This window comes from Glutamicibacter mishrai (genome assembly GCF_012221945.1).
Taxonomy (GTDB): Bacteria; Actinomycetota; Actinomycetes; order Actinomycetales; family Micrococcaceae; genus Glutamicibacter; species Glutamicibacter mishrai.
Map to the genome: position 1 here is coordinate 560,031 of NZ_CP032549.1, position 22,331 is coordinate 582,361.

At 58.0% G+C, this 22,331-nt stretch carries 17 protein-coding genes; 6 read left to right on the plus strand and 11 right to left on the minus strand.

The window, feature by feature from the left end; translation table 11 throughout:
• Nucleotides 1-36: 36 nt before the first annotated feature.
• The 3 genes from D3791_RS02665 to D3791_RS02675 all read right to left on the minus strand — a co-directional run bounded on the left by D3791_RS02665 (nucleotide 37) and on the right by D3791_RS02675 (nucleotide 2,795).
• Nucleotides 37-1,353, minus strand: a complete 1,317-nt coding sequence (locus D3791_RS02665; RefSeq protein ID WP_172511237.1) for a BtrH N-terminal domain-containing protein — start codon at nucleotides 1,351-1,353, stop codon at nucleotides 37-39.
• Nucleotides 1,354-1,633: 280 nt separating this feature from the next.
• A complete protein-coding gene (locus tag D3791_RS02670) occupies nucleotides 1,634-2,206 on the minus strand; it encodes a TetR/AcrR family transcriptional regulator (protein ID WP_022874051.1) in 573 nt (190 codons plus the stop codon).
• A gap of 4 nt (nucleotides 2,207-2,210) precedes the next feature.
• A complete protein-coding gene (locus D3791_RS02675) occupies nucleotides 2,211-2,795 on the minus strand; it encodes a sugar O-acetyltransferase (protein ID WP_172511238.1) in 585 nt (194 codons plus the stop codon).
• A 110-nt stretch (nucleotides 2,796-2,905) separates the two neighbouring features.
• On the opposite strand from D3791_RS02675, the gene D3791_RS02680 reads away from it, so the two are divergent.
• The 3 genes from D3791_RS02680 to D3791_RS02690 all read left to right on the plus strand — a co-directional run bounded on the left by D3791_RS02680 (nucleotide 2,906) and on the right by D3791_RS02690 (nucleotide 5,639).
• Nucleotides 2,906-4,120 carry an MFS transporter gene (locus D3791_RS02680; protein WP_172511239.1) on the plus strand — a complete coding sequence of 405 codons (1,215 nt, stop codon included), beginning with the start codon at nucleotides 2,906-2,908 and terminating at the stop codon, nucleotides 4,118-4,120.
• A 158-nt stretch (nucleotides 4,121-4,278) separates the two neighbouring features.
• A complete protein-coding gene (locus D3791_RS02685) occupies nucleotides 4,279-4,671 on the plus strand; it encodes a VanZ family protein (RefSeq protein WP_281350630.1) in 393 nt (130 codons plus the stop codon).
• Between the two features lie 569 nt (nucleotides 4,672-5,240).
• On the plus strand, nucleotides 5,241-5,639 hold the full coding sequence (locus tag D3791_RS02690; RefSeq protein WP_022874056.1) for a hypothetical protein: 399 nt from the start codon (nucleotides 5,241-5,243) through the stop codon (nucleotides 5,637-5,639).
• 377 nt (nucleotides 5,640-6,016) lie between these two features.
• Here D3791_RS02690 and guaB read toward each other — a convergent pair whose 3' ends face one another.
• The 5 genes from guaB to D3791_RS02715 form a co-directional block, all read right to left on the minus strand.
• Nucleotides 6,017-7,522 (minus strand): IMP dehydrogenase, encoded by a 1,506-nt coding sequence (gene guaB, locus D3791_RS02695; protein ID WP_061955106.1) that lies wholly within the window; start codon nucleotides 7,520-7,522, stop codon nucleotides 6,017-6,019.
• 121 nt (nucleotides 7,523-7,643) lie between these two features.
• A complete protein-coding gene (locus tag D3791_RS02700; protein ID WP_172511240.1) occupies nucleotides 7,644-9,737 on the minus strand; it encodes an acyltransferase family protein in 2,094 nt (697 codons plus the stop codon).
• 351 nt (nucleotides 9,738-10,088) lie between these two features.
• The gene (gene groL / locus D3791_RS02705) at nucleotides 10,089-11,693 is read right to left on the minus strand and encodes a chaperonin GroEL (protein ID WP_061955097.1); all 1,605 of its coding nucleotides are present in this window, start codon (nucleotides 11,691-11,693) and stop codon (nucleotides 10,089-10,091) included.
• Nucleotides 11,694-11,726: 33 nt separating this feature from the next.
• On the minus strand, nucleotides 11,727-12,023 hold the full coding sequence (groES, locus tag D3791_RS02710) for a co-chaperone GroES (RefSeq protein WP_022874060.1): 297 nt from the start codon (nucleotides 12,021-12,023) through the stop codon (nucleotides 11,727-11,729).
• A gap of 190 nt (nucleotides 12,024-12,213) precedes the next feature.
• Nucleotides 12,214-13,770, minus strand: coding sequence for an amino acid permease (locus D3791_RS02715; protein WP_425483133.1), 1,557 nt, complete (start codon nucleotides 13,768-13,770; stop codon nucleotides 12,214-12,216).
• A gap of 448 nt (nucleotides 13,771-14,218) precedes the next feature.
• Between D3791_RS02715 and D3791_RS02720 the strand changes: the two genes are divergently transcribed.
• Together D3791_RS02720 and D3791_RS02725 are read left to right on the plus strand one after the other, a co-directional pair.
• The gene (locus D3791_RS02720; RefSeq protein ID WP_172511241.1) at nucleotides 14,219-15,460 is read left to right on the plus strand and encodes a THUMP-like domain-containing protein; all 1,242 of its coding nucleotides are present in this window, start codon (nucleotides 14,219-14,221) and stop codon (nucleotides 15,458-15,460) included.
• Nucleotides 15,461-15,614: 154 nt separating this feature from the next.
• A complete protein-coding gene (locus D3791_RS02725; RefSeq protein WP_172511242.1) occupies nucleotides 15,615-16,757 on the plus strand; it encodes a glutamate--cysteine ligase in 1,143 nt (380 codons plus the stop codon).
• Between the two features lie 136 nt (nucleotides 16,758-16,893).
• Here the strand turns inward: D3791_RS02725 and D3791_RS02730 are convergent, their stop codons facing one another.
• Complete coding sequence (locus tag D3791_RS02730; RefSeq protein WP_172511243.1) at nucleotides 16,894-17,367, minus strand: MarR family winged helix-turn-helix transcriptional regulator; 474 nt, start codon at nucleotides 17,365-17,367, stop codon at nucleotides 16,894-16,896.
• Nucleotides 17,364-19,646 carry an MDR family MFS transporter gene (locus D3791_RS02735; RefSeq protein ID WP_172511244.1) on the minus strand — a complete coding sequence of 761 codons (2,283 nt, stop codon included), beginning with the start codon at nucleotides 19,644-19,646 and terminating at the stop codon, nucleotides 17,364-17,366. Before D3791_RS02735 ends, D3791_RS02730 begins: the two co-directional genes overlap by 4 nt.
• 720 nt (nucleotides 19,647-20,366) lie before the next feature.
• On the opposite strand from D3791_RS02735, the gene D3791_RS02740 reads away from it, so the two are divergent.
• Nucleotides 20,367-21,200 carry a fumarylacetoacetate hydrolase family protein gene (locus tag D3791_RS02740; protein WP_172511245.1) on the plus strand — a complete coding sequence of 278 codons (834 nt, stop codon included), beginning with the start codon at nucleotides 20,367-20,369 and terminating at the stop codon, nucleotides 21,198-21,200.
• Between the two features lie 21 nt (nucleotides 21,201-21,221).
• On the opposite strand, the gene D3791_RS02745 is transcribed toward D3791_RS02740, so the two are convergent.
• The gene (locus D3791_RS02745) at nucleotides 21,222-22,250 is read right to left on the minus strand and encodes a LacI family DNA-binding transcriptional regulator (protein ID WP_172511246.1); all 1,029 of its coding nucleotides are present in this window, start codon (nucleotides 22,248-22,250) and stop codon (nucleotides 21,222-21,224) included.
• Nucleotides 22,251-22,331: the final 81 nt, after the last annotated feature.

Consider the following 22,331-nt stretch of genomic DNA (forward strand, 5'->3'; position numbering starts at 1 on the left):
ACCGAAAGGCGGGGCGGGTAATGCATCTGGTCTGCGTTATCGCGCTTCGGAGGCCAATGATTGTGCGGTGGCCGCCAGCGCTGTGGCAGCTTTGTGCTCGGCCTCGGCGATGCGATCCATGGCCTGGGCCATGCGCTCGAACATTGCGCTGCGCTCATCCACGTCGATGTCGGGGTCAACCAGTTCCGCGAAGTCGTCCCAAAGCTGGGCCAGCTGTACATAATCCGCGCTGTGCTCACCCAGTGCCGAGAGGCCAGGCAAGCCGGAGGTTTCATCGAGGAAGTCCGCGTACAGTCCGCGCAGTGCTCCTTCACCGCCAAAACGAGTGTCAGTGAGGAACTCGGAGAGCTGGTTCATGCCACCGGCCAGCCGTGCAGGTTCCGCGAACATGCGGGTCCAGCCGGTCTTGGTGGTGGTGTCGCGCAGCCGTGCGGCGAAGGTGTGCATGCCGGTGATGCCGAAGTTCTTGGCGAAGTGGTCCGGGATCCCGGAGAGCTCGCGGGTTCCCAGCAGGCGCGAGGTGGTTTCTTCGATGGCTTCCAAGACATTGGCAGCAAGGGTCTCCGCCTTCGGCGAGCGCGTGGATGGGACCCAGGCTTGCCAGTGCTTTTCCTTTTTGCGCTTGGCTCGGGCGAAAGCCAGGTCTTCTGGGCTGATGACGTTCAGAACGCCTGAACCGTCATCTACCAGCAGGTCATTTTCGTGATCGCCGACAACAGCCAGGTCAATGGTTTCCGCTTCATCCACTTCATTGCCATCGATCCATGGCAAGGCGTTGATGGCTACACGGACGACGACAGCGCGTCCGGCTTCCAGTGCCGCATCCATGTATTCGACAGCCTTCTGGGCTGACCCGGTGGTGCGTTCGTTGATCTTGGCGCCACAGCGAGCCAGCAGGTTCTGGGTGTATGGCTCCGGGTGGGCGCGGGTGACCAGGGTTGCGGTGGTGGTTTCTTCATATTCGAAGGTGAAGACCATGAAGCCGATGCCACCAGCGAGGCCTGCCAACAATGCCTGGCTCAGCGGGGCATCGGTCACCGGGTTGGTGACGCCTGCCTGGACGAGGACTCGGTGCCAGAGTGCTGCGTCGTATTGAATGACGTCTTCTGGAGCAGGGTATTCGGGCAGCTCATCTTGTGGAGCTGGCGCGGGTGCCTGCTTGGGGGCTTTGGGCTTGGCTCCCCCCTTGGCCTCTCGGGCTTCTTTGGCATAGTCGCGGGCCTGTGCAGCACGGGCAGCCTTAGGGCTTTCCGGTTTCCCGGTGAGGATGTTCTTGCGCGCGGTGGTGTAGCTCTCCCCCGTGCGTGCCATGCGTTCGCGTGCTTGCTTTTTCAGGTTGGCTGGCTGGCCCAAATTAGTGTCCTTTATTGGCGGTCGCGCACAGTGCGCGGGATTCCGCTCCGGTTGGTGCTATCTGGTCTTTATTCTACGTGCGCACACTCTGTTCCCCCAGCCTGGGGATGGGGTGAGAAATCTCGGGCGATCACTTTTTCTGCCGTCTTATGACTGACTCGGCCATTGAGCCTGCGAAGCTTTTCCAGCACTCAGAGTGCCCAACAGATGGACCTCTCGAATACACAATCGTACGGATGAAGGTCTTCCAGCGTGCGCTGTCCCACAACGGCCACGCGCCCTATGCGCCAACGATCCGGGCGATGGCGCTTTTGATTTCCTCTGGATCGCGAGGTTCCGCGTCGAGGGCTCGATGAATGGTCAGCCCTTCGATCATGGCGTCCAGCAGACGCGCGGTCAGCGGGTCAAAGTGTGCCCCGAGCGCTAATTGGCTGCGTCCCATCCACCAGGTGGTAATGGACCGGAAGGAGGCATCGCGGGTGGCGAGGGTGTAGAGCTCGTGGGACAGAATCAGCTCATGGCCTTGGCCGCTGCTGGCTTCGAGGATCCGCTCGAAAACCGCATCGCACGCCGATTCCCGGTCCGTGGCCGTTGCCATGCAGCGCTCGAATCCGGTGCTGATGCTGGTAGCAAAACGGCTGAAGGCACTGTGCAGCAAGTCGTCCATGCCGTCAAAGTAGTAGGTCATGGCTCCCAGCGGAACGCCTGCCTGGGCGGCGACCTTTCGATGAGACGTGCCGGTGACCCCGGCCTGGGCTATGACTTCCAGGCAGGCATCCATGATTTTTTCCCGACGCTCTGGATCATTGCGGCGGCCCAGACGTGAACCGGAGGAAGGCTGGTGAGCGGGCATCGGATTATCCAATGTTCCGGATCACGCGTGCCGGGTTTCCCACGGCGACGACGTTGGCTGGAATGTCTTTGGTGATCACGGACCCTGCACCGATCACCGAGTTTTCGCCGATAGTTACCCCGGGGCATACGATCACGCCACCACCGAGCCACACATTATCGCCCAGGGTGATCGGCTGCGCTGCTTCAAGCTTGTCGCGTCGTGGCTGTGGATTAATTGGGTGGGTGGGTGTCAGCAGCTGGACGTTTGGCCCGATCTGGCAGTCTGCGCCGATGGTGATGGTGGCGACGTCCAGTGCTGTGAGGTTGTAGTTGATGAAGGTTCGCGCGCCGATGTGAAGGTTTTCCCCATAGTCCACGAAGAGCGGCGAATTGACATGAGCGCCTTCCCCCAGGGTGCCGACAAGTTCAGCGAGGATCTCGCGCGCCTTGGGATCTGCCGCCACGTCCGCCCGGTGATAGGCGTCTGCTAGCTGCACGCCACGCTGGTGGAGGCGTTCATTCTCCGGATCATCCGCGATGTACAAGTCACCTGCAAGCATGCGCTCGCGGTTGCTGCGGGAGTCTCCTTCAAAATAATTTCCAGTCATGGCAGTGAATATACACGAGATTTGAGTACACTCGTACATATAATTTGAGTTGTCGTCAGTTCCGTGGCGATGCTTTCATCCCCAAGCACCGCGAAAGACACGAACACTTCATGTACTCACTTCTATTGACCATCATCTATCTCGCCTTCATCAGCCTCGGCCTTCCCGACTCCCTGGTTGGCGCGGGTTGGCCGGTGATGCATCAAGACCTTGGGGTACCGCAATCCTTCGCTGGCATCCTCACCATGATCATTGCCATTGGAACTATCTTCTCCAGCTTGGCTTCGGAACGGATGACCCGCCGTTTCGGAGCTGGCTTGGTCACCGCGGTCAGCGTGGGGCTGACGGCAACCGCGTTGTTCGGGTTCTCTTTCGCCAGTGAATTCTGGATGTTATGCCTCTGGGCTATCCCCTATGGCCTGGGCGCAGGCGCAGTAGACGCTGCCCTGAATAACTACGTCGCTCTGCACTACGCAGCACGCCATATGAACTGGCTCCATAGCTTCTGGGGTGTCGGCGCTTCGATCAGCCCATTGATCATGAGCCATGCCCTGACCTCCGGAATGGGGTGGCCCGGAGCCTATAACGTTGTCGGCATCATCCAGGTGATTCTCACCGTGGTTCTGGTTCTTACCCTCCCGCTGTGGGGCAAGGTCAATACGTTGACGCCGAGCGGCGCCCATCTCACCGAAGTCGACGCCAGTCCCGGAAGCTCTGAGGCATCTGCCTCCAGGACTGCCCATCTGCCGCTCAAACAAGTCATCAGGATTCCGGGCGTCTTGTTGGTTCTCTTGGCGTTCTTTGCCTACTGCGCGCTGGAGAATACGTCGATTCTCTGGGCCACGACCTACTTGGCCGGTGACCGCGGAGTGAACCCCGCGACCGCAGCGGCTTTCGCGTCATTCTTCCTGCTGGGCATCACCGGTGGACGATTCCTCGCCGGCTTCTTCGCTGATCGCGTCGGCGATCGCACTTTGATTCGCGGCGGCTTCTTGCTGGTGGGACTCGGTGGACTGATGCTTCTCCTTCCGATGGAAACACATGCCGTCGCTTTAGCAGGTCTGGCTCTGGCCGGCTTGGGCTCCGCCCCGATCTATCCGGCTATTATCCATTCGACGCCAGCGAACTTCGGGCGCCAACACTCCCACGCCATTATTGGCATCCAGATGGCCGCCGCATACTTGGGATCAACTTTGATGCCGCCGCTATTCGGCGCCTTGTCATCGTGGGTAGGACTCTGGCTCTTCCCGATCTTCATCCTGTTTCTTGCCGCGATGGGACTCGTTTTCTCGGAACGCTTGAACCGTCTGGTGGATGCGCGGTAGCAATCAACCGAACCGAGCTTTCGGAAGAACTAGAATTTACTCAGTGATTGATGGCAGGACAGCCGCGACACACGAAATGACCATCTCTTCCGAGGAATCCACTGAGAACTCTGCTCAAAAGCCGAACGCTACGGACGTGGGCGTTGCCTTTGCTGTACTTGCTTGCGATGGTTGCTATTGCATTTTGGCCTGTACCGGTGGATTCATCGGCCGGGCCTCAGTTGGCTTGGACATTGAACTGGCTGCATGATCACGGAGTCCCGGCCTTTGTGAACTACGAATTCGTGGAATTCTCGGCGAATGTCCTCTTCTTCATGCCCCTGGGATTTTTTCTGGCCGCTGGTTTGCGGCGACCGATCACTGCAGGCATTCTGGGAATCCTGGCCTCTAGCCTGATTGAGTTAGGGCAACATCTCTTTCTCCCCAACCGATTCGCCACGTTCTCTGACGTCGTGGCCAATTCTTTGGGATGCATGCTTGGCGTGGCCGTTTGGCTTATCGTTTGCAGAATTCAATCGAATCGCATGGCGCGCAAGGCACCTATTTCTTGATGCGAAAATATTGCGCAGCGTACCTGTGTCCGGTGCTAGACCTAGTCCGGCACCAACGATGCGATCCAGGCTTTGAAGCCGGAATCTTCATCTCCGGCTCACCCTCCTACTAAAGAATGATTTACCTAGAAAATCACGCTTGTTACGGTGGATTCATGAGTTTAGCTACTTAGTTAATCATTTACGTCCATGTAAACAGTGAGTTTTGATCTGCCGAAAGGTACGACAGGAAGGTAAGCCGATGTACTTGGGAATCGGATTTGTGCTCTCCCTCGCAATAGCTTTCGCTAGCCCCTATTTCTGGGATAGCACCGCCAATCCGGCGCTCTATTCTTCGCTTACGACTTCGACTGCCTTCGCTGTACTCTGCGGATCCGGCATCGTCGTCGATCGCTACCGAAAGAACAAACAGCCCACTGCTTGAAACGACTCACCAAGAAATGACGCATTAAGATCGTCCCGTCTTTCTTGATCGGGATCGCCTTGTTACAGGCTGCGCCGATAGGGCATTCGCGGATTCAGCCGACCGCAACTTCTTAGAACCCCATACTACGGAAACTAAGGCAGGTTTGGACTACATCCTGAAAACGAAGAAACCATCAGCGGTAAGAAAGACTGCTTCCCGTGTAGAGCGAGACTACGAATTCTCGAAAGGCTCAAGGTTCACCATCGTCGAACGAAATAGTAGGTTGAATGTTGCCGATCCGGCACTTAGTGCAGGCCAAGATTCTTCGGGCTTTTACATTGACATGTCTCCGGCCGATCAACGTTCCTTTATCAACGGAGGGAGTGCCCTGATCCTTGCCTCTATCGGTGCTCTGATGGGACCGTTTGCTATTGCCGTTCTCCCGATCCTGGGCTCTTACATCACGCCACAGCTCGAAGGACTGACGTGTGCAAACGACAACAGGACCATGAGGTTCTTCTACACGCTTGGTGGTAACGCTGTTTCTTCCAGATGCCTCTAGAAGACGAATGGAAAGGCCACGAAAGCCCAAACCCTCACCAGTGTTTCGAGACTTATCGTGACCCTCTTGAGGTTCATTACTGGAGCCCTCTAAATGGTTCACCATACGGCGGCGGAGTTCAGTGTATGGGCACTGGGTTCCGCACCTTTTAGAAGTGGCCTTGAAGGACTTGGTGCCACCGAATCCTGCGACGTTCCATCTCTGAAACGCAGTAGCATTCCCTCACTTAAGCGCCAGGTGCGCAAGGCGCCGTGGATCTAGAAACTCTACGGTCAACAGCCGCAAAACGGCCAAGCGCGAGGTTGTCTTCCTAAGACAAAAATCCCGCCCGGAACAACGCGTGAGCGTCATCCCGGACGGGAAATTTTCAGATGAGTTTAGCGCGAACGGTAGTTCGGTGCTTCAACGGTCATCATGATGTCGTGTGGGTGCGATTCCTTCAAACCAGCTGCGGTGATGCGAACGAACTTGCCGCGGGCCTTCAGCTCAGGAACGGTGCGACCGCCAACGTAGAACATGGTCTGGCGCAGGCCGCCGACCAGCTGGTGGGTCACTGCGGACAGCGGGCCGCGGTAGGGAACCTGGCCTTCGATGCCTTCCGGGATCAGCTTCTCGTTGGAAGGAGCATCAGCCTGGAAGTAGCGGTCCTTGGAGTACGAGGTGTTCTTGCCACGGGTCTCCATAGCGCCCAGCGAGCCCATGCCGCGGTAAGCCTTGAACTGCTTGCCGCCCATGAACACCAGGTCGCCTGGGGACTCTGCGGTACCTGCCAGCAGGGAGCCGAGCATGACCGAGTCAGCTCCGGCAACCAGTGCCTTGCCGATGTCGCCCGAGTGCTGCAGACCGCCGTCAGCGATCACTGGCACGCCCGCTGGGATAGCAGCCTTGGCTGCTTCGTAGATGGCGGTCACCTGTGGAACGCCGACACCGGCAACAATGCGGGTGGTGCAGATGGAGCCTGGGCCCACGCCGACCTTGATGGCGTCAGCGCCGGCATCGATGATGGCCTTGGCACCCTCGTAGGTTGCAGCCTGTCCACCGATCACGTCAACGTGGGCGGCAGCAGGATCCTTCTTCAGGCGGGCAATCATCTCCAGCACGCCCTGGGAGTGGCCGTTTGCGGTGTCAACGACCAGTGCGTCAACGCCAGCGTCGATCAGGGTCATTGCGCGCTCGTAGCCTTCGCCGAAGAAGCCAACAGCAGCAGCGACGCGCAGGCGGCCTTCCTCGTCCTTGGTGGCCAGCGGGTATTGCTCGGCCTTGTCGAAGTCCTTGACGGTGATCAGGCCGGTCAGCTTGCCCTCGTCATCGATCAGCGGAAGCTTCTCGATGCGGTTCTTGGACAGCAGCTCGATGACCTTTTCAGGGGCAACGCCTTCCTGGGCGGTCACCAGCGGCATGCCGGTCATCACTTCGTAGACCTTGGTGGTCATGTACTGCTCGCGAGGAACAAAGCGAGTGTCGCGGTTGGTGATGATGCCCAGCAGCTTGCGGTTCTCATCAACTACCGGAAGACCGGAGACGCGGTACTGCGCGCACAGCTCATCCCATTCGGCCAAGGTGGCGCCTGGGTTCACGGTGACAGGGTCGGTGATCATACCCGACTCGCTGCGCTTGACCTGGTCAACCTGCTTGGCCTGGTCCTCGATCGAAAGGTTGCGGTGGATCACGCCGATGCCGCCCTGGCGTGCCAGTGCGATAGCCATCGGTGCTTCGGTGACGGTGTCCATTGCCGCCGAGCTGATGGGCACCTGGATGTTGATGCGCTTGGTGAAGCGGGTGGTGGTGTCAGCTTCCGAAGGGATCACATCCGTCGGGCCAGGCAACAGCAATACGTCGTCGTAGGTGAGTCCTTCAAATGCAAAGGGGTTGAACTCAGTCACGTAGGAACCTTTCGGGGCGAGAACGGAGGTTGGTTAAATGGTAGAGCCCTTTTGGCGTTGCAGTTATTCCCTTGCGGGGCACTGTGTCCAAGCTCATGCCCCACCAGGTCTCCGACAGGACTTATTGCCAGCCGGTAGCCTCCTTGAAGGCGTCCGCGAACTGGCGCTTGGCACTGAGCACAAACGTCTTGGACAGGTGTGAATCATCCAGGTACGTCGATACATTGCCGATCACAGCTTTGCAGACCCCGTCGGGGCAGAGCAAGCCTGTCATATCCAATGACACCACCTGCGAGCCGTAATCGTGCTCGGCCAGGAATTCCTGGACGGGGTTGATCTGTGCCAACGCTTCGTGGGCGGAGCCATCGCAGGCTTCGAGATTACTTGGATTCGAATCGACGCACTCCGGGATGGAGTAGGTGTAGCGCGGGGTATCGCGCATGGCGATGACCTGGCTACCGGCATCCAAGAACGGCTGGATGGCTTGAGCGTAGTGGTCCACCATGGTCTCCTGCTCCCCCGGGCTGCGCAGATATTCATCCGGAGCGGCCACGGTCTTGCTTGCGGTGGTGAGCACCATCTTGGGGGCCAGGCTGGCGACGTATTCTTCTGCGGCGTCCTGGAAGTTAGCGCATTCGGCTTCGTCGCGGTCTGTCTCGGAACCGTAGCGGCAACCCGGGTGGAAGACCAGAACCCAGCTTCCTCCGGATTCTTCCATCGCGGCAGCGGCAGCCGAGGACCAGTGCTGCATATGCGAGTCGCCCAGCATGACCAGATCCGGGGAACCATCAAAGTTCCCGCCCTGCTCGCAGAACATGATCCGCTCGTCCTTGGGGTTATTGGATCCGGCGCAAGGATTGCCTGGGGTCTGCCATTCGTTTTCCAGCTCAGTGGCCAACGGCAGGGTCAGGGCTGCCGGTGACGGGTCCCAGTCATCGGTGGCAGTGGCACCCGGGTTATCCATGACGGTCTGCGTGGCGGCCATGGCGCGGCGGTGCTCCACATTGTTTTCCCATGCGGTGACCGCCAGGCTGGCAACGCCCATGCCGATGCCCACCACGGCGACCTGGCTGATGATCTTCAGCCCGGTGTTGGGCATCCACCTCGGGAAGCTGAAGCCATTCTGCCAAGCGATGACCGGCTTCTCGATGAATTTGGTGGTGATCCATGAAGCGGCGATGGCTGCTGCGATGAGCAGAGCACCGGCGAAGAAGGAGGCCTTCTCCTTGTGCGAGATTTCAAGGTAGAAGACCAGCATCGGCCAGTGCCACAGGTACATGCCGTAGGACAGGTCTCCGAGCTTCACCAGCGGCTTGAGCGAGAGCACGCCAGAAGGGTTAGCCCAGGTACGAGTTTCCGGTGCGGCAATGATCAATGCGGCAGCAACGGTGGGGATCAGTGCCATGAAGCCGGGGAATTGGCCTTGGACGTCCAGGACTGCGCCGCTGCCGATGATGGTGGCCATGCCCGCCCAGCCGGTCACGCGGCGGATCTTCTCGGGCAGGGTCGAGAGCCATGGCAGCGCCAAGGCCAGCAAGGAACCGAGGGCGAATTCCCAGAGGCGCGCACCGGTGTGGAAGTAGGCAACCTGCTGGTTGTTGGCGGTGATGTTGATGGAGAAAGCGAGCGAGCCGATGAAAATGGCTCCGAAGAAGGCGCCTGCCACCCATGCGAAGTTGAAGCGGGAGAAGAACAGCTTCCAGATCAGCGCGCTAACGGCGAGGACTATTGGCCAGAGGATGAAGATCTGTCCTTGGACAGACAAGGACCAGAAGTGCTGGAGCGGCGAGGCCGAAGAGGTATTGAACGCGTAGTAGTCGACTTGGTGATTGGCCAGATACCAATTCTGTTTATAGAACAGGGAGGCCATGGATTGGTCAATCAGTTCCAGCCAACGGGTGCTGGGCAGGATGATCCATGCGGCTACCACCACGCTGATGATGACCACTGCCGCTTGCGGGATGAGCCGCGAGAAGCGGTGCAGCCAACCGGTGATCAGCGGCGGGCGCTCGCCACGCGCAATGCGGCGCGCGGTGGACGAGGTAAGGAAGAAGGCGGAGAGCATCAAGAAGATGTCTACTCCCCCGGAGACCTTGGAGAACCAGATGTGATAGCACATCACCAACAGCACTGCGAGGGCCCGAAGGCCCTGCAAGTCGACCCGGAAGGCGGCACTTTTGGTGCTTTTTCCGGGTTGGTTGAGGGTGTGAGTCACAGGCTAAGCTTCCGTCGGGAACTCGGGCAGGTCATCGGTCAGACAGATCCTTGACACGTCAGACAACCATTCATGCTACCAATTCACCCTGTGCGTCACCTACAGAGGAGCTCAGTGATTGAACGTCTCGATACATTAAATTCACAGACTGTAGTGAGCTGACGTGCGCCGGATTAATTGTGCGTCACCGAGAACCCTCACAGTCCTTTTCGGCGCGTTGATGCTCATCACGCTGTGCATTTCATGAATTCATCTCGTACTCACCTGCTGGCCATTTCAAGGCAAAAAGAAGCCGCCGCCGGTCCAAGCGAAAACTTGGTCCGGCGGCGGCTTCATAGCCTTCACAGCGGCTTAGTGGCTGTGTGCTTCTTCCGCATCCTCGGTAGCCTTCTCGGCAACCAGGGTTTCGGTGGTCAGCACCAGGGCTGCGATCGATGCTGCGTTGCGCAGTGCCGAACGGGTGACCTTGACCGGGTCGATGACACCTGCGTGCAGCAGGTTCTCGTAGACACCGGTCTTGGCGTTGAAGCCCTCGTTAGCTGGGGACTCAGCAACCTTGGAGACAACTACCGCGCCGTCGAAGCCGGCGTTGGTAGCGATCCAGAACAGTGGCTGAACCAGTGCGCGGCGCACGATGGCCACACCAGCCGCAACGTCGCCTTCAAGGCCAACGATGGAGCTATCGGAGTCAAGAGCAGACAGTGCGTCAACCAGGGCGGTACCGCCACCGGCAACAATGCCTTCCTCGAGGGCAGCGCGGGTCGAGGACACAGCGTCTTCGATGCGGTGCTTGCGTTCCTTGAGCTCGACCTCGGTAGAAGCGCCAACCTTGATGACGCCAATGCCACCGGCCAGCTTGGCCAGACGCTCGGAGAGCTTCTCGCGGTCCCACTCGGAGTCGGTGCGGTTCAGCTCAGCCTTCAGCTGGGCTACGCGCTCTGCGACATCCTCATCGGTTCCGGAACCATCAACGATGGTGGTGGAATCCTTGGTGATGGTCACGCGGCGTGCCGAACCGAGAACCTCGGTGCCAACCTGGTCCAGGGACAGGCCCAGTTCCGGGGAGACAACCTGGGCACCGGTGAGGATGGCCAGGTCCTGCATCATTGCCTTGCGGCGGTCGCCGAAGCCTGGAGCCTTGACGGCAACCACGTTCAGCAGGCCGCGCAGCTTGTTGACCACCAGGGTGGACAGGGCTTCGCCCTCGACGTCCTCGGCGATGATCAGCAGTGGCTTCTTGGCTTCAAGGACCTTTTCCAGCAGCGGCAGGAATTCTGCCACGGTGGAGATCTTGCCTGGGTTGATCAGGATCAGGGCGTCTTCCAGGACAACTTCCTGGCGCTCCTGGTCGGTGATGAACTGTGGCGAGAGGTAGCCCTTGTCGAACTGCATGCCCTCGGTGACTACCAGTTCGGTAGCGGTGGTGGAGGACTCTTCGATGGTGATAACGCCATCGGTGCCAACGGTCTTGAAGGCCTCAGCCAGCAGCTCGCCGATTTCATCGGACTGGGCCGAAATGGCAGCTACGTTGGCGACCTTGTCGGCCACCTCTACTGCGTTGGCGGCCAGTGCCTCGGAGACAACCTCCGCAGCCAGTTCGATGCCCTTGCGGACATCGCCTGGCGCGGCGCCGGCGGCAACGTTCTTCAGGCCTTCCTTGACCAGTGCCTGGGCGAGCACGGTGGCGGTGGTGGTGCCGTCGCCTGCTACGTCGTTGGTCTTGGTGGCTACTTCCTTGGCCAGCTGTGCGCCAAGATTTTCGTATGGATCTTCCAGATCGATGTCACGAGCAATGGTGACACCGTCGTTGGTGATGGTCGGGGCGCCCCAGGTCTTGGCAAGCACCACATTGCGACCGCGTGGGCCGAGGGTGACCTTCACCGTGTTCGCGAGCTTATCAATGCCCGCTTCGAGTGCGCGTCGCGCTTCCTCGTTGAATGCTAGCTGCTTAGCCATGCATTTTCTCCTGAAACTTTAGAGAGGGTGGCGTTACTTTACGACAACTGCCAGTACGTCGCGAGCCGAGAGCACCAGGTACTCTTCGTTGCCGACCTTGACCTCGGTTCCGCCGTACTTCGAGTACAGAACTACGTCGCCTTCAGCAACGTCTACAGGAACGCGGTTGCCCTTGTCGTCAATGCGGCCTGGGCCTACTGCAACAACGGTGCCTTCCTGTGGCTTTTCCTTGGCGGAGTCTGGGATAACCAGGCCCGAAGCGGTGGTGGTAACGGCTTCGACCTGCTTGATGACAATGCGGTCTTCGAGCGGCTTGATGGAGACAGACATGGTCTCTCCTTTTCGTGTATGAACCAATGGTGGTAGGGGTGCGCCCTATGGCATTGGACCAACCGTCGTCGCGGTGCCAGTTGGTGGTATCCAGTCAGGCGGTGGTTCTGCATGCAAGCATGCAGAACTTCCATCTCTGACTTTAGGACGAGCTTTAGCACTCGGTCAAGGCGAGTGCTAATCAAAGCCCTTAGTTCGTCACACCGGTTCGCGCAGAGCGCACAGCCGCCGACTCTTCGATATCTTCCGGAGCAGTGAGGTCCATCTCGGAAAGCTTGACCACCTTGGACTTGGTAACCAGTCGATGCCCCAGCCACAAACCAAGGAACAGCGGCAAGCCGATGTAGGAAGAAAGCACTTCCAGGCCATGCCCGGCGAGGACCGCCTGATAGTTCTGGCCAACAATGACCGCGATGAGCATCAGGAACGCCACAATGGGACCGAGCGGGAAGAACGGCGCGCGGTACGGCAGATCTTTGACGCTGTAACCCTGGGCCAGGTAGCCACGGCGGAAGCGATAGTGCGAGGCAGCGATGCCCACCCAGACGATGAATCCGCACAGGCCCGAGACATTAAGCAGCCAGGTATACGCGGCACCCTGGCCCACCAATGCGGTGAGGAACCCGAAGAGCCCTACCGCTGCGGTGGCCAGCAAAGCCATGACCGGCACGCCGCGGGAGTTGGTCTTTCCGAAGATCTTCGGGGCCTTTCCATCATGGGCCATCGAGTAGAGCATGCGGGTGGAGGCGTAGAGGCCAGAGTTGCCAGCGGAGAGAATCGCGGTGAGGATGACCGCGTTCATGGCAGCCGCTGCGAAGGCAATGCCAGCGCGCTCGAAGACCAGGGTGAACGGCGAGGATGCCACATCGGCTTCGCCGCTGGCCAGCAGGCTTGGATCAGCAAATGGGATCAGGCAGCCAATGATGAAGATGGCGCCAATGTAGAAGAGCATGATGCGCCAGAAAACCCGGCGGATCGCCTTGGGAACTTCGCGGCGCGGATCCTTGGCTTCGCCGGCTGCCACGCCGACCAGCTCGGTGCCTTGGAAGGAGAACCCAGCAATCATGAATACGGAAATGATGGAAAGCCATCCACCGTGGAAGACGTCTTTGCCTTCTTTCCAGTTGGCGAGCGGATCAGTCTGGGATCCGAGAACGCCGAAGATCATCAGGACGCCGGCAGCCAGGAAGGCAATCACTGTGACTACCTTGATCAGGGCCAACCAGAATTCGCCTTCGCCAAAGGCTTTGGCGGACAGTGCGTTCAGAGCGGTCAATGCGGCGAGGAAGAGTCCTGCCCACACCCAGCCGGGGACATCCGGCAGCCAGAAGCTCATCACGATGCCGGCGGCGACGAGTTCAGCGGCGACGGTGATGGCCCAGTTGAACCAGTAGTTCCATCCGATGGCAAAGCCGAAGGACGGGGAGACAAATCTGGTGGCGAAGGTTTGGAAGGACCCGGCCACTGGAATCTTGGCGGTCATCTCCCCCAACGACTGCATCAGCAGGTAGACCATGAGGCCCACTGCAGCGTAAGCGACCAAGGCGCCGCCTGGTCCGGCCTGCGCAATAGTTCCGCCCGAAGCGACAAACAGGCCTGTGCCGATGGAACCGCCGATGGCGATCATCTGAAGGTGGCGGCTGCTCATGCCGCGCTTCAGCTGGTTCTGGGCCAATGGCGCAGGATCTTTCACAGCGGCACTGCCTGACGGAGATTGATTGCTCGACGTCATTGTCGTTCTCTGCATAGATTTCTTCACAGGTGCCATGGAACACCAACGCAAGCGAGAATGCGACCTGAGTCACTTCAGTTTTTCCGTGGACAGCTCTCACTCACCGGCCGGAGCATCTGTTGGTGGACGCGCGCAGAAGGAGCCGAGCGGCAGACTGTAAATGAGCGGAAGCTTTACCCGCCAGAAGTGTCGGCAGGGTTTTCAAAAGCATTACGCTTTCTAAACAAATGACGTTCCATGAAGAAGCATCACTTATTCAAGACGGATTCACGTTTCACAATTTCTGGCACAGCAGGCGGATTGAGAATTCAGACTTTTCCTCAGTGACCCCGCTGATGCGGCTCGCAAAGACGGCCAAATGAATCTGAATATGACGCCAATATGTCACATAGGTCACATCGGGCATCAGCTTGAGACCAGTCGCATAACCAAGCAGGCAAGGTATCACCGCTAGGCTTGAACTATGGCCCAGGCTTCAAACGACTCAACGCTCAACGAACAATTCGCTGCACTGCTTTCAGCAGAAGGCTGGCAATTGCTCTCCACCATCGATCCATCCATGGTCTCGTCCAAGGATGCAGCGTGGACGCTGAACGAAAAACTGCGCAAGGAGGGCCACGACCCCCAGGTCGTTCGTGCCGTGATTGCGCAGTCCGAGCTTCGATACAAAGCACGCGTGAAGTTTGGCCCCTTCGCGGATTCATTGATCTTCACCCCGGCAGGCCTGGAACAGGCAACCAGACTGACCATCGCGGGACTGCATGCACAGCGCTTCACCAAGGCCGGGGCCACCCACGTGGCTGACCTCGGGTGCGGCATTGGCACCGACTCCATTGCGTTGGCTAGCGCGGGCCTCAAGGTCACCGCGGTGGAGAAAGATGAAACCACCGCAGCAGCCACCACCTTGAACCTGATGCCATTTGAAAATGCCACGGTTGTCCACGGCGGTGCTGAGGAAACCGACCTCACCGGCATTGACGGCGTATGGCTGGACCCGGCCCGACGGACCGATGTCTCAGGAAGCACCCGCCGGCTCTTTGACCCGGAAGCCTTCTCCCCTCCCCTGTCTTTTGTTGAGAAGCTCGTGGACTCAGGCCTTGATGTCGGCGTGAAGCTGGGCCCGGGCCTGCCCCATGAAGCCATTCCCGCCAATGCCGAATCCGTATGGATTTCGGATCACGGCTCTGTCATTGAAGCCTGCCTGTGGTTCGGCAAGCTCAAGCGCGAGAATGTTGTTCGCGCAGCCTTGGTCATTGACAAGGACGGTGCCCACGAACTGACCAGCCCGGTAGCAGCCAAAGATGATCCGGTCGCAGAAGTCGGAGAGCTAGCAGCTCACATCTATGAACCTGATGGCGCGGTAATCCGTTCACACCTGATTTCAAGTCTTCTGGAGACCACCGGTGGCCATCTTTTAGATGAGCACATTGCGTACTTCACCCACGAAGAGCAGATCTCCACTCCCTTCGCCCGCGGCTACAAGGTCCTGGCGGTCCATGATTACAACGTGAAGAAGCTTCGCAGCTGGGTCAAGGCCAATGGCATTGGCACTTTGGACATCAAGAAGCGAGGTGTTGACGCCACTCCCGAGGAGCTGCGAAAGATCCTGCTGGCAGGCGTACCGAAGAGCGCCAAGAACCGGGCAACGTTGATGCTGGCACGTATTGGTGAAAAACGTGTGGCTTTTGAGGTGTCTCCCCACTAATCTGAGGTGATACACCTCCCACCGGTTCAGTATCCCGTCCGGCGAGTTGCAATATATAGAATAGGTTTGGAGAAACATCGTTTTTCGGTGAATTTTCAGTCCTGTTTTATCGGCTCCGGAGTGATCCGCCCGAGACGTCATCACTAGGAGCGCCGTGCAAAAAATCGAGTTCGCCCAATCTGCCCAATCAACTATCGGCGTTGAATGGGAAATCGCCTTGGTCAATCGCGAAGATGCGGACTTGTGCTCGGTAGCTGAAAAAATACTTGATCAGCTCAAGGATGATGCGGGTCTCAGCCACGAGGATGAACACCCAACCGTCAAGCCCGAACTACTGATGAATACCGTTGAGGTCGTCACCGGAGTGCACAACACCGTTGCCAGCGCTGCCGAAGAGCTTCGCACCAACGTGCGCATGCTCAATGACGTTGCCGGTGATCACGGTGTAGACCTCTACTCCGCTGGCTCCCATCCGTTCGCGGCTCCTACCTTGCAGCCAGTGACCGATAAGGACCGCTACGCCAAGCTCATTGACCGCACCCAGTGGTGGGGCCGCCAGATGGTGATTTACGGCGTGCACGTTCACGTAGGTTTGGACAGCCGAGACAAGGCACTGCCAATCACCGACGGCCTGATCAACTACCAGCCGCACTTCCAAGCGCTGAGCGCCTCCAGCCCATACTGGGGCGGCGAAGACACCGGCTACGCATCACAGCGTTCGCTGATGTTCCAGCAGCTGCCGGCAGCTGGCATCCCTTTCCACTTCAATTCATGGTCTGAATACGAATCCCACATCGCAGACATGCTGCATACCGGCGTGATTGATGATGTTTCGGAAATCCGTTGGGATGTTCGCCCGGTGCCTCGTTTCGGCACCGTTGAAATGCGTATCTGCGATGGCTTGAGCTCGCTGGATGATATTGCCGCGATTACCGCCCTGACCCAGTGCCTGGTTCACGACATGTCCATGTCGATTGAAGCCGGCTACAAGATCCCGATCATGCCAGCCTGGTTCCGCGTTGAGAACAAGTGGCGTGCAGCCCGCTATGGCCTGGATGCCATCATCATCCTGAACGCCCAGGGTGATGAAATGCTGGTGACTGATCACCTGCGCGCCGAGGTCAAGCGCCTCGCCCCTGTCGCAGAACAGCTGGGCTGCTCCGAGGAGCTGCAGGGCATCATTCGCTTGATCGAATCCGGAGCCGAGTACCAGCGTCAACGCAAGGTCTTCGCCGCTTCGGGCGGAGATTTCCAGGCAGTAGTCCGCGATAACGTAGCGCGGATGAAGTCCGTCTAAACACCACCCAAAACGGCGGGTGTAGCGGCGAGAGCCTCGCACTGACCTGATGCGCCAAGCATGCAAGAAGACCTCGGGCGGTAACTGATCATTTGATCAATTACCGCCCGAGGGCTTTCTTCTGCTCTGTCAACGCCTAGTCGCGGAAGCGCTCTTCTATCTGCTCTGAGAAACGCAGGAGAAGGGACGCGAGGTCCGAGATGTCTTTCGGTTCCCATGTGGCAAACAGGTCTTCGTAATCAGCACGAGTTGATTCTTTGATTTCCTGGAACCTCTGCATAGCCATCGGTGTGGGGCTAACCAGATAGACCCGCGCATCCTGCTGCGAACGCTCCAGCTGGATAAGATCCCACTGCTTGAGATCTTTGAGCTGGCGGGATACTACGGACTTATCCATATGACATCCGGCAACCAATTTAGAAACCGTCAGATCCTCATCAGGCCTGCGTACGGCACTGAGCAGGACTGCGCGTAGCACCGAGAATCCGGCTCCACGCAGTTCTGGATGGAACAGCTTGGCGTTGCGCGCCATGCGTCCTTTGACTACGGGAGCCAGGCGGGCAAAGGCCGCCTCGATGTCATCTAGCGATGCGCCGTGGACGTCGTTCACGACTCGTCGCTCCGCGTCTGCTCTGTCGCACCGCCCGCTGGTTCCTCGTTGGCTGGAGATGGCTTGGCAGGCTCTGGTTCCGGGCTGGATGCCTGAGCGGCGTGGCGACCCTGCATGCGGCTTACTGCACGGCGCTCGGCGCGAGCCTGAAGCTGCAGTTCACGCTGAACACGCTCGGTGTCATTGACGCGCTCCCCCAGCACGTTCAAACGCTGGTCATAAGACTTCAACGCCTGGACAACGTCGCCAACCTGCTCTTCAATCTGAGCGTGGGCAGCACGTGCCTTTTCCAAAGTGGACTGGAGTTCTTCCACCATGAATTCAACACGGGCGGACTCATGGTGGGCACCAATCTCTGCCGCTTCAAGCGGCTGGGAGATGGTTGGCTCAGTGCCGGGCTGGTGGATATCAGTGTTGGTGTCACCACCTGGCTGAGCGCTACGAGTGCGCATGACCTGTTCAACGAGGTCTCGCTCATCCATGCGACGCGCTTGTTGCACCTGGCGTCGAGCCTCGCTCAGTTCATCTTCCGATGGAAGAGTGATCGCGCCTGTGGCAACGAGTTCCTCGTAGCCACGGCCACCGCGTTCAGCTGGTTCCAGTGCGGAGAGTTCTCCACCCAGTTCCTCTTCAATCTGCTCCGAAGCCGACTTCTTGGACAGTGGCTTGTTTGGCAAGAAGATTGCACAGATCAAGGTGACAATAGCCAACGGCACAACCAGCAAGAACAGGAAGGCGATGGACTGGCCGTAAGAGCTTTCCACGATGTTGCGTACTGGTTCGCACAAATCATTGATTGCGGGAACGGTACCGCTAGATAGCGACTTGAGGCTGTCTGCACAGTCCGGGTTATCAACCAAGAGCTGTGGAACACCGGCAGCCTTGTTGATCTCTTCAACTACGTTGGCCAGGCCGTCTTTCATCTTGTCGGCAACCTGAGTGCCCAAGACTGAACCAAGTACCGAAACACCGATGGTGCCGCCAAGGCTACGGAAGAACGCGATAGCGCCGGAACCGGCACCGATCATGCGTGGCGGCAGGGAGTTCTGGGTTACCAGAACCAGATTCTGCATCAGCACACCGGAGCCCAGACCCAGCAAGAACATGCCAAGGTCAACGAACCACAGTGGAGTGTCGTAGTCGATACGCGACATCAGGTAGAGGCCAACGCTCAGGACAACGCCGCCACCGACAACGTACTTCTTCCAGCGTCCGGTGCGGGAGATCAGCTGACCAACGATGATGGCACCAAACATGGAGCCGAGAACCATTGGAAGGGTCTGCAGGCCTGCGTGAGTCGGGGTGAAGCCGCGAGCAAGCTGCAGGTACTGGCTCAGGAAGACCGAGGTACCGAACATGGTGACGCCCACGGCAATCGAAGCGATCGACGCCAAAGCGAAGGTGCGCTGCGCGAATAGGCGAATTGGGATAATTGGTTCTTTGACGTGCAGTTCCCAGAACACGGTAGCGATGATCAGCACGCCAGCAGCAGCGGCCATGGTGATGCTCTGCGAAGAATCCCAAGCAAATCCACCGGAGTCCGAATCCTTGCCGCCAAGGCTGATCCAGATCAATAGCAGGCTGATACCGGCAATGATCAATGCGGAACCAAGGAAGTCAATCTTGACGTCCTTGCGCACGTGCTTAATACGCAGGGTTGCCTGAATCAGGATAAGTGCGCCAACGGCGAATGGTACACAGACGAAGAAGCACCATTCCCAGCCCCAGCTATCGGCAATGACGCCACCGAGCAGTGGGCCACCGATCTGGCCAACAGCCATGACGGCACCCATGATGCCCATGTACTTGCCACGCTCGCGAGGCGAGATGATATCGGCGATAACCACCTGCACCAGTGCCATAAGGCCACCGGTACCAATGGACTGGACCAGGCGCCAGCCGATGAGCCATGACATGGCTCCTTCGTGGGAGTCGCCACCGATCTGGCTGGAGAAGCCAGCCGCTACGGTGCCGAGGACGAAGATGACCAAGGCGATTTGCAGCATCGCCTTGCGGTTGAAGATATCGGAGAGCTTGCCCCAGATCGGGGTGGATACGGTCATGGAGAGGAAGGCCGCAACCAGTACCCAGGTGTACTGGGTATTCGTGCCGTGCAGGTCGGCAACGATCAATGGCATCGGGGTTGCAATCACTGTCGAAGACACCAGTACGGTGAACATCGCAGCCATCAAACCGGAGATGGAAAGCATTACCTGAGCCGGCTTCATGGCGGCTGCGGGGTTTGCCTCGGTGTCTAAAGGCGGAGCAGAAGTTGACATTACTCAACCATCTCGAAAACAGTTGAAAACTGTCAACTTCTTTTTTGGCGGGCAATTCGGTTGCCAAATTGCATCGCCCAGCTATGCATCGGCGTGATTTGGGGCTTCGATAGCGTCCGCGCCATCGCTAACTGAGTAGTAGTAATCGCCGGATTGTTCCCAAGATCACACTGGATCACCCGGTCGCGGAACCCCGCGCACCAAATTGAAGCGGCTGCTTGATGATCCCCAAATTCAACAAGCAACCACACCGATCCCCCGACGGAAGACGCCGGCGACTATTCACTGATGCGAACGTGCCCTTTGCGCTCCCATTCGAGGAGGTTATCTCGCAATTGAACTTCGACTTGCGCCACAAGATCAACTGGCAACGGGCAGTACCCGCCCGTGCTCGGCCCATAGTGCTCCCCGAAGGCTGGTGTACACCTCAAATCACGCGGCACTTCTCGTGAAATGGACAAGCACAAAGAATGTTCATGTCGAAAACGACATAAGAACACAACGCTAACTCGATGGTTTTTCGCGCGCATTCTAATCCCCAATCAATATCAAGTTATTTCCCCAATGCCATCAACCTACAACCGAGGTCCGACAAAATAGAAATTGCCAAATTTCTTCTGGAGAACTTTGACTCTTAATATATGAATCAGCTTTTTCTGTCTTGGCGTAACTTCGCGAAATCCCGCAGTTCACTTGATGTTTTAAAGGTAGGATGACCTCATGCCAGCAGCTACGTACAGAATCGCTCGTGTACAGCCCCTCGACGCCGAACCTTCACAAATTGAAGAACAGTTTTTCGTGCGCAATGACGCCGTAGATTTTGAATCGCCCGACGGAAAAGCTTGGCGGGTAATCGACTCGCCTTTTACTACGTCGCGGGCAAATCAAAATAGTCCCGCACGTAATGGTTGGAATATCAACGACTTTGTCAGCCAAGAGGAATTCACTTTCCTAGCGCCAAGCAACCCACTCAATGTTTTCGGCATGGCGCATAACACCGGCGCTCCGGGACGCGCTTTACCACCGCAGGCTTTTCACAAAGCGGCAAGTTCCGTGATTGGCCCAGCTGCACCAATCAAGTTGACGGATAACGGTGCACGCGTAGATCCGGAAGCCGAGCTGACCATCGTTATCAGCCAGGCGGCCAAGAACCTGACTTTGGAAAACGCCCGTAAGGCAGTTCTGGGCATGACCATTGGCAACGACGTGACGGACCGAGATGCTCAAAAATCTGATGACCTGTGGATCAGTGCCAAGAGTCCCGACACTTTCACTCCCGCAGGTCCCTGGATTGTTGTCGGCCTCGACGATAGCGAATTAGAAGTCGGCATCGTGCACAATGGCGAGGCGCTGGAAACCTCGACGACTCAGAATCTGGGGTGGGGTGTTGATGAGATTTTGGTTTATCTCAGCGGCTTGATGACCTTGCATCCTGGAGACCTCATCCTGACTGGTTTCCCCGCCAAGTCACGGCCAATCGCGGCGGGCGACGAGGTCATTTGCAAGATAGAAGGCATCGGGGAGCTGAAAAACCCCGTCATCCAAGCCGGCTAGATGCCTTCCTTGAGCCGCGACTCAGTGAGCCATCATTGAGTCGCGCTCAATAAGCGGCATATCAATCTGGTGCTCGCCAGGCTTTAGATTTCCATCCAGCAGCAGCTCAACAGCGAGCGAGCCCATTTCTTCGTAAGGAAGACGGATTGAACTCAGCTGGGGTCGAAGATACCTGGCAATGATTTCATCATCGAAAGACAGGACAGATAAATCATTGCCCGGGGTCAGTCCTTGTTCGGCGAGCGCCTGGAAGACACCCATGGCTACACGGTCATTGGCGCAAATGATGGCGTCCGGGCTGTGCCCTTCAGCAAGTAACTGCGTGGTAGCTTCATAACCATCAGTAGGGTTCCAGTCATCTAGCACCCAGTGGCCAAGGACTTCGAGTTTCGTTTCGGCCAGGGCGCCGCGCAATGAACTGAACCGACGGGAAATACTGGGGTACGTCCGTGGATCTTTCTCAGCGTTCGCCAGTTCACCTATGACCGCGACAGTACGTGCTCCGGATTCAACCACACGCTGCACCGCTCTGGCACCTGATTCCCTTTCGTTGGGTAGTACCGCAGTGCAGGGACTGTCATCAATGCCATTGACCAGCACAGTAGGTAATCCAGTATGTGGAATCTTCAAGTCGCGTTGACGAGAATCCATGAATCCAAGAATGAGACCGTCGACATCGCGGTCCGTCATCTGGGTAATGGCTTCAGCAATCTGGTCTGGCTTGCCGAAGGTTTCGGCGATGAGCACTGTATGGTCTCGCGCCTCAGCCGCGCGAAGGATGCCGGTGATCATTTCGGAGGCAAAGCGAGTCACGGTGACTTGATCAGAGATGAAGCCGAGGGTGCGGGTCTTGCCACTTCGCAAAGACTGGGCGGCAGCGTTGGGGCGGTACCCCAATCCCTTGGCGACTTCACGAACGCGTTCTTTCGCTTCCGCCGATAGCCGGGCGCCTTCTTTGTTATTCAAGATGAGACTGACTGCCGCTTTGGACATTCCCGAGGCCTTTGCCACGTCAGCTAGTGTTACCCGCTTTGCTTTGTGCGTTTCCACGATTCCCTCTTGCGACAGTCTTACATGCAATTATTCGAGCCTAGCCTATTGCGGGGATCGATTCACGCTGTTAGAGTCTTC

What these genes read in the sequence shown, in the direction of transcription:
- D3791_RS02670 (WP_022874051.1), bottom strand. Translation starts at nt 2,206, where the DNA reads ATGCCCGCTCACCAGCCTTCCTCCGGTTCACGTCTGGGCCGCCGCAAT.
- D3791_RS02675 (WP_172511238.1), bottom strand. Translation starts at nt 2,795, where the DNA reads ATGACTGGAAATTATTTTGAAGGAGACTCCCGCAGCAACCGCGAGCGC.
- D3791_RS02680 (WP_172511239.1), top strand. Translation starts at nt 2,906, where the DNA reads ATGTACTCACTTCTATTGACCATCATCTATCTCGCCTTCATCAGCCTC.
- groL (WP_061955097.1), bottom strand. Translation starts at nt 11,693, where the DNA reads ATGGCTAAGCAGCTAGCATTCAACGAGGAAGCGCGACGCGCACTCGAA.
- groES (WP_022874060.1), bottom strand. Translation starts at nt 12,023, where the DNA reads ATGTCTGTCTCCATCAAGCCGCTCGAAGACCGCATTGTCATCAAGCAG.
- D3791_RS02715 (WP_425483133.1), bottom strand. Translation starts at nt 13,770, where the DNA reads ATGCAGAGAACGACAATGACGTCGAGCAATCAATCTCCGTCAGGCAGT.
- D3791_RS02720 (WP_172511241.1), top strand. Translation starts at nt 14,219, where the DNA reads ATGGCCCAGGCTTCAAACGACTCAACGCTCAACGAACAATTCGCTGCA.
- D3791_RS02735 (WP_172511244.1), bottom strand. Translation starts at nt 19,646, where the DNA reads ATGTCAACTTCTGCTCCGCCTTTAGACACCGAGGCAAACCCCGCAGCC.
- D3791_RS02740 (WP_172511245.1), top strand. Translation starts at nt 20,367, where the DNA reads ATGCCAGCAGCTACGTACAGAATCGCTCGTGTACAGCCCCTCGACGCC.